We start from the raw sequence: 13,407 nt of genomic DNA on the forward strand, positions 1-13,407 counted from the left end.
ATGAGCATTTTTCAGAAAACCGCTGACCGGCTTGCGCCTTGGGCGCTGCCCATACTGTTACTGGCGGCCTGGCAATTGGCCGTGAGTGCGGGCTGGTTGTCTACCCGGATCCTGCCCGCCCCCAGCGCGGTATTGGAAGCTGGCGTTCAGCTAGTGCGCTCCGGGGAGCTGTGGACGCACCTGGCCATTAGCAGCTGGCGCGCGGCTGTAGGCTTTGCCATCGGCGGCAGTATTGGCTTGGCGCTGGGCTTTATCACAGGGTTGTCTCGCTGGGGTGAGCGCTTGCTGGACAGTTCGGTACAGATGATCCGCAACGTGCCCCACCTGGCGCTTATCCCGTTGGTCATCCTGTGGTTCGGCATCGACGAGGCGGCGAAGATCTTCCTGGTTGCGCTTGGCACCCTGTTCCCTATCTACCTCAACACTTACCACGGCATCCGCAACGTAGATCCGGCCTTGCTGGAAATGGCCCGCAGTTATGGGCTGTCCGGTTTCGGGCTGTTCTGGCAAGTGATCCTGCCTGGGGCACTGCCTTCGATCTTGGTGGGTGTGCGCTTTGCGCTGGGCTTTATGTGGCTCACGCTGATCGTGGCGGAAACCATCTCTGCCAGCTCTGGCATTGGTTACTTGGCCATGAATGCCCGTGAGTTCCTGCAAACGGATGTGGTGGTGCTGGCCATCGTGCTGTACGCGGTGCTGGGCAAGCTGGCGGACTTGGCGGCACGGGGCCTGGAGCGGGTATGGCTGCGCTGGCACCCAGCCTATCAAACAGCGAAGGAGGGGCGTGCATGAGTGTCCTGAACAACACACCGCACCTCTTGCGTGGCATCCCTCTGGACCTTCAGCAGTTGGGTAAAACCTTTGGTGAGCGCCAGGTGCTGCAGGAGATAGACCTGCACGTACCGGCCGGGCAGTTCGTGGCCGTGGTGGGCCGTAGCGGTTGCGGCAAAAGCACCTTGCTGCGGCTGTTGGCAGGTTTGGACACGCCAACCGATGGCCGCTTGGGTAGCGGCACTGGAAACCTTGCCCAAGTGCGTGAAGGCACCCGGTTGATGTTCCAGGAGCCCCGCCTGCTGCCCTGGAAAACCGTGAGCGAGAACGTGGGCCTGGGCCTGAGGGGCGATTGGCGGCCCAAGGCGCTGGAGGCCTTGAATGCCGTGGGCCTGGCCGAGCGTGCCAAGGAATGGCCCGCGACGCTGTCTGGCGGGCAAAAGCAACGGGTGGCCCTTGCCCGCGCGTTGATTCACGAGCCTCGGTTGCTATTACTGGATGAGCCCCTGGGGGCGCTGGATGCCCTGACCCGCATCGAAATGCAGCAGCTGTTAGAGCGCCTATGGGCGCAACACCGGTTCACCGTGGTGCTGGTCACCCACGACGTGGCCGAAGCGGTGGCTGTGGCCGACCGTGTGATCTTGATCGAGGAAGGCCGCATTGGCCTTGACCTGGCAGTAGACCTGCCACGCCCCCGCCAGCGCGGCTCTCACGCCTTGGCGGCCTTGGAAAGCCGTGTGCTGGAGCGGGTGCTTGCCCTGCCTGGGCACGACACCCTCCGTGAACCTGACTACCCCCTGCCCGCGCAACTGCGCTGGGCCTACTGACACTCCCGAGGAAAACACCATGACCATTAAAGCCATCAACGTTCGCAACCAGTTCAAAGGCACCGTCAAGGAAATCATTGAGGGTTCGGTATTGTCGGAAATCGACGTACAAACCGCTTCGGGCATCGTCACCTCCGTGATCACCACCCGCTCGGTCAAAGAGCTGGAGTTGGTAGTAGGTAGCGAAGTGATCGCCTTCGTGAAGTCCACCGAAGTGTCCATCGCTAAGCTGTAACGGCAGTATGCCCCGTAGCAGCCGAGCTTGCTCGCGACCCGATTCAACACGATGCTAAGGCGGTCGCGGCCAAGGCCGGCTGCTACGGTGTGGCCTGTATGTTCCCGTAGCAGCCGAGCTTGCTCGCGACCAGATCAACACGGTGCTAAGGCGGTTGCGGCCAAGGCCGGCTGCTACGGTGTGGCCTGTATGTTCCCGTAGCAGCCGAGCTTGCTCGCGACCAGATTCAACACGATGCCGAGGCGGTCGCGGCCAAGGCCGGCTGCTACGGTATGGCCTGTATGTTCCCGTAGCAGCCGAGCTTGCTCGCGACCAGATTCAACAGCCCGCCGGCCTACACCGTATGCAGGTACCAGTTGTATTCCAGGTCGGAAATCGAATGCTCGAACTCCGCCAGTTCACTTTCCTTGCACGCCACGAAAATATCGATGTATTTGGGGTCGATATAGCGGGCCATGATCTCGCTGTCGTCCAGCGCCCGTAAGGCATCGCGCAGGTTGTTGGGCAGGCTGGGCTCGGTCTGCTCGTAAGCATTGCCTTCCAGCGGCTCACCAGGCTCGACCTTGGTGGTCAGGCCGTGGTGGATACCCGCCAGCACCGCGGACATTAGCAGGTAAGGGTTGGCATCTGCCCCAGCTACCCGGTGTTCGATCCGAACTGAATCCGGTGTGCCGGTAGGCACGCGCAGCGCGACGGTTCGGTTGTCCAGGCCCCAGGTAGGCGAGTTGGGCACGTAGAACTGCGCGCCAAAGCGGCGGTAGGAGTTGACGTTAGGGCAGAGGAAGGCCATGGAGGCCGGCAGGGTCTCGAGCACACCGCCGATTGCGTGACGCAATGCGGCGTTCTGCTCGGGATCCTCGCTGGTGAAGATATTCTTGCCGTCGCGGTCCAGGATCGAGATATGCACGTGCAAGCCATTGCCTGCCTGCCCTGGGTAAGGCTTGGCCATGAAGGTGGTGTCCATTTCATGGTCATAGGCGATGTTCTTGATCAGCCGCTTGAGCAGCACGGCATAGTCACAGGCTTTCAAGGGGTCGGCCACATGGTGCAGGTTCACCTCAAACTGGGCCGGGGCGCTTTCCTTGACGATGGCATCCGCAGGGATGTGCTGTTCCTTGGCGCCTTCGAGAATATCCTGCAGGCAGTCGACGTATTCATCCAGGTCATCGATCAGGTATACCTGGGTCGACTGTGGGCGTTTGCCAGAAATGGGCGAGCGGGGCGGTTGTGGTCGGCCGTTTACGTTTTCCTGGTCGATCAGGTAGAACTCCAACTCGAACGCGGCGCAGATGGTCAGGCCCATGTCATCGAACTTCTGCACAACCTGGCGCAATACTTCACGGGGGTCTGCAAAGAAGGGTTCGCCTTCGAGTTCGTGCATGGTCATCAACAGCTGGGCAGTGGGGCGTTTCTGCCAAGGCTCGTTGCTGAGGGTGTTGGGGATGGGATAACAGATGCGATCGGCGTCGCCGATGTCCAGGCCCAGACCGGTGCTTTCCACCGTGGACCCGTTGATGTCCAGAGCAAACAAGGAAGCGGGCAGGTTAATGCCTTTCTCGTACACCTTGTGCAGGCTAGTACGCTCAATGCGCTTGCCACGCACTACGCCATTCATATCTGCAATCAGAAGGTCGACGTACAGAACCTCAGGATGATCCTTAAGGAATGCGTTCGCTTCATTAAGCTGAACGGCACGCGGGGGTACCGACATGATGCAACACCTTTGTTGTTAAAAATATCAATCATTGGCTTACAATTACCTCAGTCAATCTGAAAGCCAACCTGAAGTCAAGCTGCCCCATGTTGCTCTTAAAGGGGGCATTTAAGCGATTTTTGTGCAATTAAGGTGCTTTTTCTGCTGCATTTATCGCCATGATATTAATCTCCAGTTATAGCGTGCTGAATTTTTTACAGGGTGTTGTGTAAAAAATTGAACAACGCTAAGCTCGGTCACATCCCATAACAGCAACAATAACGGGGACCTTCATGGCACGCCTGTTTTGTGCTGGCGCTAATGGCGCCGCGGCCGGTAACCAAGCGCCTAGCCTCGTACCCTACCATTACCACGCCTCCTGCTCGACTGGAGCGCGCCCCGAACCTGCATCGTTTCCTATTACCATACTGCCAGAAGTGCCCTTAGCCTGCCTGCTCGTCTTGCGAATGGTGGTGTACGCACGCATGTGGGAGCGCCGTTCGATAATGCCAGCGCGCTATGGGCTAGCTGATCAAGGCTGCGGCTCCAAGGAAAATACCGCACACTCTGATGCACCGGCATTAAACACTCCTGGCCCTCTGGCCTGGGCCTTTACCTCCTGAGGTATTTATGAGTACCAACCTCGACCAGCTCACTGATTGGTTGAAAAAACACAAGATCACTGAAGTTGAATGCTTGATCAGTGACTTGACCGGCATTACCCGGGGCAAGATCTCACCGACCAACAAGTTCATCGCCGAAAAGGGTATGCGCCTCCCTGAAAGCGTATTGTTGCAAACCGTGACCGGTGACTATGTAGAAGACGACATCTATTACGAGTTGCTGGACCCCGCCGACATCGACATGCTCTGTCGCCCTGACCAGAACGCGGTGTTTCTGGTGCCTTGGGCCATCGAGCCCACCGCTCAGGTGATCCACGATACCTACGACAAGCAGGGCAACCCCATCGAGCTGTCGCCCCGCAACGTGCTGAAAAAAGTACTGAAGTTGTACGCCGACCGTGGCTGGCAGCCGATCGTGGCGCCAGAAATGGAGTTCTACCTCACCAAGCGCTGCGATGACCCTGACTTCCCCCTGCAGCCGCCCATAGGCCGCTCTGGCCGGCCAGAAACCGGTCGCCAGTCGTTTTCCATCGAGGCAGCAAACGAGTTCGACCCGTTGTTCGAAGACGTATACGACTGGTGTGAGTTGCAACACCTGGACCTGGATACGCTGATTCACGAAGACGGCACCGCCCAGATGGAAATCAATTTCCGTCACGGCAGCGCCCTGGCCCTGGCGGATCAGATCGTGGTATTCAAGCGCACCATGCGCGAGGCCGCCCTCAAGCACAATGTGGCCGCCACCTTTATGGCCAAGCCCATGACCGGTGAGCCTGGCAGCGCCATGCACCTGCATCAAAGCGTAGTGGATGTGGCCACTGGAAAGAGCATCTTTTCCAGCGAAGACGGCTCCATGAGCCAGCTGTTCCTGCACCACGTGGGCGGCTTGCAGAAATACATTCCCGAGCTGCTGCCGCTGTTTGCGCCTAACGTCAACTCGTTCCGCCGCTTCCTGCCGGACACCTCCGCTCCGGTCAATGTGGAATGGGGCGAGGAAAACCGCACCGTTGGCCTGCGTGTGCCAGACGCAACCCCGCAGAACCGCCGAGTGGAAAACCGCTTGCCGGGCGCTGACGCCAACCCGTACCTGGCCATCGCCGCGAGCCTGCTGTGTGGGTACATGGGCATGGTCGAGGGCATTCCACCCAGCGCGCCGGTACACGGCCGGGGGTACGAGCGACGCAACCTGCGCCTGCCGCTGACCATCGAAGACGCCCTGGAGCGCATGGAAAACTCCAAGGCTGTGGAGAAGTACCTGGGGCACAAATTCGTGACCGGGTATGTGGCGGTCAAGCGTGCCGAACATGAAAACTTCAAGCGCGTGATCAGCTCATGGGAACGGGAATTCCTGCTGTTCGCGGTGTGATCGCTACCGGGCCTCCAGGGCCCGGCCCAGGAGAAACAGATGACCGACAACACTTCCCAAACCCAGCAATGGCAAACCCTTAGCGGCGACCATCACCTGGCGCCCTTCAGCGACTATAAACAGCTGAAGGAAAAAGGCCCGCGCATTATCACCAAAGCGCAGGGCGTACACCTTTGGGACAGCGAAGGGCACAAGATCCTCGACGGTATGGCAGGGCTATGGTGCGTCGCCATCGGCTATGGCCGTGAAGAACTGGTTCAGGCCGCGGCCAATCAAATGCGCGAGTTGCCGTACTACAACCTGTTCTTCCAAACCGCGCATCCGCCCGCTCTGGAACTGGCCAAGGCCATCACCGACGTTGCGCCTGCTGGCATGAGCCACGTGTTTTTCACCGGCTCAGGCTCCGAAGGCAATGACACCGTACTGCGGTTGGTGCGCCATTATTGGGCGCTCAAGGGCAAGCCCGAGAAAAAGACCATCATCAGCCGGGTCAATGGCTATCACGGCTCTACCGTGGCAGGCGCCAGCCTGGGCGGCATGAGTGGCATGCACGAACAGGGCGACCTGCCCATCCCCGGCATCGTGCACATCGCTCAACCCTACTGGTATGGCGAAGGCGGTGACCGGTCTCCTGAGGCTTTTGGCATCTGGGCGGCCAACCAGTTAGAAGAGAAAATCCTTGAGCTTGGCGAAGATCAGGTAGGCGCCTTTATCGCAGAACCCATTCAAGGGGCCGGTGGGGTGATCATTCCGCCGGCCAGCTACTGGCCGCGTATCAAGGAAATCCTCACCAAGTACGACATTCTTTTCGTGGCCGACGAGGTGATCTGTGGCTTTGGCCGTACCGGCGAGTGGTTCGGCAGCGACTACTACCACCTGCAACCAGACCTGATGACCATCGCCAAGGGCCTGACCTCCGGTTATGTGCCCATGGGGGGTGTGATCGTCCGTGATGAGGTCGCCCGTACCATTAGCGAAGGCGGGGACTTCAATCACGGCTTTACCTATTCCGGCCACCCCGTGGCGGCTGCGGTCGGGCTGGAAAACCTGCGGCTGATGCGTGAAGAGCAGATCATCGAGCGGGTAAAAAACGAAACGGCACCTTATTTGCAAAAGCGCTTGCGTGAACTCTCGGATCATCCATTGGTGGGTGAGGTCCGAGGGTTGGGCATGTTGGGCGCCATTGAACTGGTGAAGGACAAAACCACCCGTGAGCGGCATGAGGGCCGCGGTGTTGGCATGATCTGCCGTCAGTATTGCTTCGACAATGGGCTGATCATGCGGGCCGTGGGCGATACCATGATCATCGCGCCGCCCTTGGTGATCAGCCAGGGGGAGATCGACGAGCTGGTGGAAAAGGCCCGGTTGTGCCTGGACCTGACCCTTAAGGCGCTTAATGGCTAAATGCTAATTTGTGCGGCGGCGCTTTTCCGGAGCACGTGAACGAAGCGCCGGCGCACCTTAGGTGCTTATCAGAAAATATTTGGAGCAGACGCATGAAAAAATTAGGCAAGACGCTGGTCGCGCTGTCGCTGATAGCCGCTGGGGTTGGGGCGGCTCACGCTGACGATAAAGTGCTGCACGTTTACAACTGGTCTGACTACATCGCGCCGGATACCGTGAAAAAGTTCGAGCAAGAATCGGGCATCAAGGTGGTGTACGACGTGTTCGACAGCAACGAAACACTGGAAGCCAAGCTGCTCGCAGGCAAGTCCGGGTACGACGTTGTGGTGCCGTCGAATAACTTCCTGGCCAAGCAGATCAAGGCCGGCGTTTACCAAGAACTGGACAAATCCAAGCTGCCCAACTGGAAAAACCTGGATGAATCCCTGCTCAAGGCCGTGGGCGATGCCAGCGACCCAGGTAATACCCATGCCTTCCCTTATATGTGGGGCACCATCGGCATTGGCTATAACCCTGAGAAGGTCAAAGCCGCGCTGGGCGTGGACAAGATCGACTCCTGGGACGTGCTGCTCAAGCCTGAGAACATCGCCAAGCTCAAATCCTGTGGCGTGAGCTTCCTTGATTCACCCACCGAGATGCTGCCGGTAGCCTTGCACTACCTGGGGTTGCCAACCAATACCCAGAAGAAGGACGAGCTCAAGCAGGCTGAAGAACTGTTCCTGAAAATCCGCCCAAGCATTGGGTATTTCCATTCATCCAAGTACATCTCGGACTTGGCCAACGGCAATATCTGCGTGGCCGTAGGGTATTCGGGTGACATCCAGCAGTCGAAAACCCGGGCTGAAGAAGCCGGCGGCAAGGTGAAGGTCAGCTACACCATTCCGAAGGAAGGCGCTGGTACCTTCTATGACATGGTCGCCATTCCGAAGGATGCCGAGAACGTCGATGGGGCTTATAAGTTCATGGATTTCCTGCTCAAGCCGGACGTCATGGCTGAAATCACCAATGCCGTGCAGTTCCCCAACGGTAACAAAGCTGCCACCGCGTTCGTGGACGATGCCATCAAGACCGACCCTAATATCTACCCGTCCGACGAGGTGAAAGCCAAGTTCTATGCTATTTCGGATCTGCCCCAGCCGATTCAGCGGGAGATGACCCGTAGCTGGACCAAGATCAAATCCGGTAAGTAAACCCTGTACCCAGGGCAGCCAGGCAGAGTGCTTGGCGGCCTATCTGACTGTCCTGGTTAGCCTGTGCCAGCAAGCGCTGGGCCCTTGTGGTAAAGAATTAACTTTGCCCCCGCGGGTTATCGAAGGTAAGTTGCGCGCCGGTTTCTCATTCCGGTCGGTCCATGGCCGTCTGAAAAGAACACTTTCGAGAGGATTTCACGTGTCTGACTCCCTTTTTGGTAAGGCCATGCTGTTCGCCGCAACCCTGACCGTCACGGCAGGCGCTCAGGCGGCGGGTGCGGTGAAGGTTTATAACTGGTCCGACTACATTGGCGAGACCACCCTGGCCGACTTCGAAAAGGCTACCGGCATCAAACCGTCCTACGACGTGTTCGACTCCAACGAAACCCTGGAAGGCAAGTTGCTGGCTGGGCACACCGGCTATGACGTGGTAGTGCCCTCCAACCACTTTCTGGGCAAGCAGATCAAGGCCGGCGCCTTCCAAAAGCTGGATCGCAGCCAGTTGCCGAACTGGAACAACCTGGACCCGGCCCTGATGAAGCGCCTGGAAGCCAACGACCCAGGCAACCAGTACGCTGTGCCTTACCTATGGGGCACCAATGGCATCGGTTATAACCCGGCCAAGATCAAAGCCGTGTTGGGCGTGGACACCATCGATTCGTGGGCCACGCTGTTCGAGCCTGAGAACATGAAAAAACTGCAAAAATGCGGCGTGGCCTTTCTTGACTCACCCGATGAAATGATGCCCGCGGTACTGCAATATTTGGGGCTGGACCCCAACAGCACCAACCCGGACGACTACAAGAAGGCTGAGGCCAAGCTGCTGGCTGTGCGCCCCTACGTGCGCTACTTCCATTCGTCCAAGTACATCACCGACCTGTCCTCCGGCAACATTTGCGTGGCCGCAGGCTTCTCCGGCGATGTATTCCAGGCCCGCAACCGTGCCAAGGAAGCGAAGAACGGCGTTACCGTGGCTTATGCGGTTCCCAAGGAAGGCGGCAACCTCTGGTTCGACATGCTGGCGATCCCCGCGGACGCGCCGGATACCAAAGAAGCCCATGCCTTCATTAACTACCTGTTGGAGCCCAAGGTCATCGCCCAAGTGAGCGACTATGTGGGCTACGCCAACCCGAACCCCCAGGCCAAAGCTGACATGGATAAAACCGTGAGCGAGGACCCGGCGGTGTACCCGCCTCAAGCCGTGCTCGACAAGGCGTACGTCAACCATGAGCTGCCGCCGAAGATTCAGCGTTTGATGACCCGTTCCTGGACCCGAATCAAGACGGGCAAGTAATTAACCTACGCCCACCCGCTGCGGTGGGCATGCGAAACAGTTGGGAGTTCGTTGATGGCCGTTGCCTCCAGTGCCTACAAGAAAGCCCTCGAAGGCGGACAGCACCTCAAAGAAGTGCTGGTCAAGATCGACCGGGTAACCAAAAAGTTCGACGAGACGATCGCCGTGGATGACGTGTCCCTGCAGATCCACAAGGGCGAGATTTTCGCCTTGCTGGGTGGATCGGGTTCAGGTAAGTCGACCCTGCTGCGTATGCTGGCGGGCTTCGAACGGCCTACGGAAGGGCGGATTTTCCTCGACGGCGTAGACATTACCGACATGCCGCCCTACAAGCGGCCCATCAATATGATGTTCCAGTCCTATGCGCTGTTCCCCCACATGACCGTGGCCCAGAACATCGCCTTTGGCCTGAAACAGGACAAAATGCCCAGCGCCGAGATCGACGCGCGGGTCAGCGAAATGCTCAAGCTGGTGCACATGACCCAGTTTGCGCGGCGCAAGCCGCATCAGCTTTCCGGTGGCCAGCGCCAGCGAGTGGCCTTGGCTCGCTCACTGGCCAAACGGCCCAAGCTGTTGCTGCTCGATGAACCCATGGGCGCCCTGGACAAAAAGCTGCGTTCGGAAATGCAGTTGGAGTTGGTAGAGATCATCGAGCGGGTCGGCGTGACCTGCGTGATGGTGACCCACGACCAGGAAGAGGCCATGACCATGGCCCAGCGCATCGCCATCATGCACCTGGGCTGGATCGCCCAGATCGGCAGCCCCATTGATATCTACGAAACGCCCACCAGCCGCCTGGTGTGTGAGTTTATCGGCAACGTCAACTTGTTCGACGGCCAAGTAATAGAGGACATGGAAGGCTATGTGCTGATCAGCTCCCCGGAACTGGAACGCAGCATCTATATAGGCCATGGGGTCAGTACCGCCGCTGAGGACAAGAGTGTCACCTACGCTATTCGCCCCGAAAAACTCTTGGTCACCACCGAGCAGCCTACCGCTGAGCACAACTGGTCCAGGGGCAAGGTGCATGACATCGCCTATCTGGGTGGCCATTCGGTGTTCTACGTGCAATTGCCCAGCGGCAAGGTCGTGCAGTCCTTCGTGGCCAACGCCGAACGCCGTGGCGCCCGGCCGACCTGGGACGACGAAGTGTTCGTATGGTGGGAAGACGACAGCGGCGTGGTGCTTCGCTCATGAACAAAAAGCTCAAGCGTGTGTACAACCGTTGGATGCCTGGCGGCCGCCAGTTGGTGATCGGCATCCCCTTCGTATGGCTGTTCCTGTTCTTCATGCTGCCGTTTTTCATTGTGCTGAAGATCAGCTTCGCTGAAGCAGACGTGGCCATCCCGCCGTACACGGCTATTTGGCAGTATGCCGAAGGCAAGATCGACATTGCCCTGAACCTGGCCAACTACCTGCTGCTGGGCGATGACGAGCTGTATTTCTCGGCCTACCTGGGCTCGCTGAAAATGGCGTTTTTCAGCACCTTGCTGTGCGTGCTGATCGGCTACCCCATGGCCTACGCCATGTCGGTGGCCAAGAAAGAGACCCAGACCGTATTGCTGCTGCTGATCATGATGCCTACTTGGACGGCCATTCTGATCCGCGTGTATGCCTGGATGGGCTTGCTCAGCAATAACGGCTTGCTCAATGGTTTTCTGATGTACCTGGGTGTGATCGATCAGCCGCTGCAGATCCTCAACACTAACCTGGCGGTGTATATCGGTGTGGTGTACTCCTACCTGCCGTTTATGATCCTGCCGCTATTCGCCAACCTGGTAAAGCATGACCAGAGCTTGCTGGAGGCAGCCTCCGACCTGGGGTCGAGCCGGTTCAACAACTTCTGGAAAATCACCGTGCCCTTGTCGAAGAACGGCATCATCGCCGGCTGCATGTTGGTGTTCATTCCAGTAGTGGGCGAGTTTGTGATCCCCGAACTGCTGGGCGGCCCTGAAACCTTGATGATCGGCAAAGTGCTGTGGCAAGAGTTCTTCAACAATCGCGACTGGCCGGTGGCGTCTGCGCTGGCGGTGGTGATGTTGGGCCTGCTGATCGTGCCCATCATTCTCTTCAACCGCAGCCAGGCCAAAGAGATAGAGGGCAAGATATGACGTCCCGTTTCCGGTTTTCCACCTTTATGCTGTGGGTGGGCCTGATCTTTATCTACGCGCCCATGCTGATCCTGGTGATCTACTCGTTCAACGCTTCGCGGCTGGTTACCGTGTGGGGCGGCTGGTCAGTGAAGTGGTACGTTGGCCTGCTGCATAACGATCAACTGATGAGCGCGGTGTTCCGCTCCCTGGAAATCGCCACTTACACGGCGATTTCCTCGGTGGTGCTCGGCACCCTGGCTGCCTTTGTGCTGACCCGCGTGCCGCGCTTCAAGGGGCGGACCTTGTTCGGCGGGCTGGTGACGGCCCCGCTGGTCATGCCTGAAGTCATTACCGGTCTGTCGCTATTGCTGCTGTTCGTTGCCATGGCGCAAATCATCGGCTGGCCGCAGGAGCGCGGCGTGCCGACCATCTGGATCGCCCATACCACCTTTTGCGCGGCTTACGTGGCGGTGGTGGTGTCGGCGCGCTTGCGGGAACTGGACCTGTCCATCGAAGAGGCCGCCATGGACTTGGGCGCACGGCCCTGGAAGGTGTTTCTATTGATCACCATCCCGATGATCGCGCCCTCTTTGGCGGCAGGGGGCATGATGTCCTTCGCGCTGTCGCTGGATGACTTGGTACTGGCCAGCTTTGTTGCCGGCCCTGGCTCCACCACCCTGCCCATGGAGGTGTTCTCCCAGGTTCGCTTGGGCGTGAAGCCTGAAATCAATGCCATCGCCAGCTTGATTCTGCTGGTGGTCTCGATCTTCACCTTCTTCGTGTGGTTCTTCAGCCGCCGTGCCGAGGAGCGCCGCCGCCGTGCGATCCAGCAGGCCATCGAGGAAGCCGCCGCGGGCAATTCGTCCCAACCAGAACCTCGGCGCGCCAAAGCCGAGGTGACCGCGGCTTGATAGGCGTTGGTTAGTCAGCGTAGGGTTACCTGTATAGCCAGGTAACCCTTATGACTGCAACGTTCCACCCCGACCATCTGCGCGCAAGCCTTCGCCCCTGTAGCGAGGGCCTTCCCTTATGCGAGCAGGGCCGTGCCTACCAGCGCTTTTACGGGCTGGACTTCCCAGGCAGTGGCCTGGCCTTTGACACCTATTTGAGCGTGTTCGAGGCGGAGGGCTTCGAGTTGGTCTGTCAGGCCTGGGTGCCGCGCCAAGCCCGTGGCACCTTGGTGCTACTGCACGGTTTTTACGACCATATGGGGCTGTTCCGCCATCTGGTTGCCTGGGGGCTGCATTGTGGCCTTGCGGTGGTGTCGTGCGACCTGCCAGGCCATGGGCTGTCCAGTGGCGCGCGGGCAAGCATCCGAGACTTTTCCCATTACCAAGCGACCCTTGAGGGGCTATTTGACCAGGCGAGGGCCATGGGCCTACCACGACCTTGGCATGTGCTCGGGCAGAGTACCGGTGGGGCCATTGTTATTGACCATGCGCTGCACAGTGGCGGTACCAGCCCTGTGGATGGGCACCTAATGCTCTTGGCGCCCTTGGTGCGCCCGCGCTCATGGGGCGTGTCCAGGCTCAGCTATCACCTACTCAGCCCGTTCGTCAGCAGCATCGCCAGGCGCTTTAGTGAAAACAGCACTGACCCTGCGTTTTTGCCTTTTCTTCAAGCAGACCCATTACAGCCTCAGCGCTTACCTACCGCCTGGGTAGGCGCGTTGATACGTTGGATTGCCCGTATCGAGGCCGCCCCTGCGTGTGGCCTTAGCCCGATAATCGTGCAAGGTGAGCAGGACATGACCGTGGACTGGCGGCATAACCTGCGGGTGCTGGAAACAAAGTTCAAACAGCCCCAGGTGCTGCGTTTACCTCTGGCGCGTCATCACCTGGCCAATGAAACCACGGCCATACGGGAAACGTACCTGCCGTTTTTGGAGCGATACCTATAGAACCGGGCCAA

12 protein-coding genes are annotated in these 13,407 nt (G+C 58.8%); 11 read left to right on the forward strand and 1 reads right to left on the reverse strand.

Annotated features, from left to right (window positions below; all coding sequences use genetic code 11):
• From ssuC to ACWKV4_RS02900, 3 genes are read left to right on the forward strand one after another with little or no spacing between them, the layout of a single operon-like run.
• Positions 1–792 carry an aliphatic sulfonate ABC transporter permease SsuC gene (ssuC, locus tag ACWKV4_RS02890; RefSeq protein WP_483833845.1) on the forward strand — a complete coding sequence of 264 codons (792 nt, stop codon included), beginning with the start codon at positions 1–3 and terminating at the stop codon, positions 790–792.
• Positions 789–1,598, forward strand: coding sequence for an aliphatic sulfonates ABC transporter ATP-binding protein (gene ssuB / locus ACWKV4_RS02895; RefSeq protein WP_483833844.1), 810 nt, complete (start codon positions 789–791; stop codon positions 1,596–1,598). The genes ssuC and ssuB overlap by 4 nt, the downstream gene beginning before the upstream one ends.
• Before the next feature lie 19 nt (positions 1,599–1,617).
• Entirely contained in the window at positions 1,618–1,833 is a 216-nt protein-coding gene (locus tag ACWKV4_RS02900) for a TOBE domain-containing protein (RefSeq protein WP_483833843.1), read from the forward strand.
• Between the two features lie 334 nt (positions 1,834–2,167).
• Here ACWKV4_RS02900 and ACWKV4_RS02905 read toward each other — a convergent pair whose 3' ends face one another.
• Positions 2,168–3,544 carry a glutamine synthetase family protein gene (locus ACWKV4_RS02905; protein WP_483831194.1) on the reverse strand — a complete coding sequence of 459 codons (1,377 nt, stop codon included), beginning with the start codon at positions 3,542–3,544 and terminating at the stop codon, positions 2,168–2,170.
• A gap of 612 nt (positions 3,545–4,156) precedes the next feature.
• Here ACWKV4_RS02905 and ACWKV4_RS02910 point away from each other — a divergent pair.
• From ACWKV4_RS02910 to bipL, 8 genes are all read left to right on the forward strand, one after another.
• Positions 4,157–5,515 carry a glutamine synthetase family protein gene (locus ACWKV4_RS02910; RefSeq protein ID WP_483831193.1) on the forward strand — a complete coding sequence of 453 codons (1,359 nt, stop codon included), beginning with the start codon at positions 4,157–4,159 and terminating at the stop codon, positions 5,513–5,515.
• 39 nt (positions 5,516–5,554) lie between these two features.
• Positions 5,555–6,919, forward strand: a complete 1,365-nt coding sequence (locus ACWKV4_RS02915) for an aspartate aminotransferase family protein (RefSeq protein ID WP_483831192.1) — start codon at positions 5,555–5,557, stop codon at positions 6,917–6,919.
• A 92-nt stretch (positions 6,920–7,011) separates the two neighbouring features.
• Positions 7,012–8,109 (forward strand): polyamine ABC transporter substrate-binding protein, encoded by a 1,098-nt coding sequence (locus ACWKV4_RS02920; protein ID WP_483831191.1) that lies wholly within the window; start codon positions 7,012–7,014, stop codon positions 8,107–8,109.
• A gap of 199 nt (positions 8,110–8,308) precedes the next feature.
• Complete coding sequence (locus tag ACWKV4_RS02925; RefSeq protein WP_483831190.1) at positions 8,309–9,403, forward strand: polyamine ABC transporter substrate-binding protein; 1,095 nt, start codon at positions 8,309–8,311, stop codon at positions 9,401–9,403.
• Positions 9,404–9,457: 54 nt separating this feature from the next.
• Positions 9,458–10,600, forward strand: a complete 1,143-nt coding sequence (gene potA, locus ACWKV4_RS02930) for a polyamine ABC transporter ATP-binding protein (protein ID WP_483831189.1) — start codon at positions 9,458–9,460, stop codon at positions 10,598–10,600.
• Between the two features lie 32 nt (positions 10,601–10,632).
• The gene (locus ACWKV4_RS02935) at positions 10,633–11,514 is read left to right on the forward strand and encodes an ABC transporter permease subunit (protein ID WP_483831201.1); all 882 of its coding nucleotides are present in this window, start codon (positions 10,633–10,635) and stop codon (positions 11,512–11,514) included.
• Positions 11,511–12,407 carry an ABC transporter permease subunit gene (locus ACWKV4_RS02940; RefSeq protein WP_483831188.1) on the forward strand — a complete coding sequence of 299 codons (897 nt, stop codon included), beginning with the start codon at positions 11,511–11,513 and terminating at the stop codon, positions 12,405–12,407. Before ACWKV4_RS02935 ends, ACWKV4_RS02940 begins: the two co-directional genes overlap by 4 nt.
• A 50-nt stretch (positions 12,408–12,457) precedes the next feature.
• Positions 12,458–13,396, forward strand: a complete 939-nt coding sequence (bipL, locus tag ACWKV4_RS02945; protein WP_483831187.1) for a phospholipase BipL — start codon at positions 12,458–12,460, stop codon at positions 13,394–13,396.
• Positions 13,397–13,407: the final 11 nt, after the last annotated feature.

The sequence above is a fragment of the Pseudomonas artemisiae genome, from assembly GCF_057128685.1.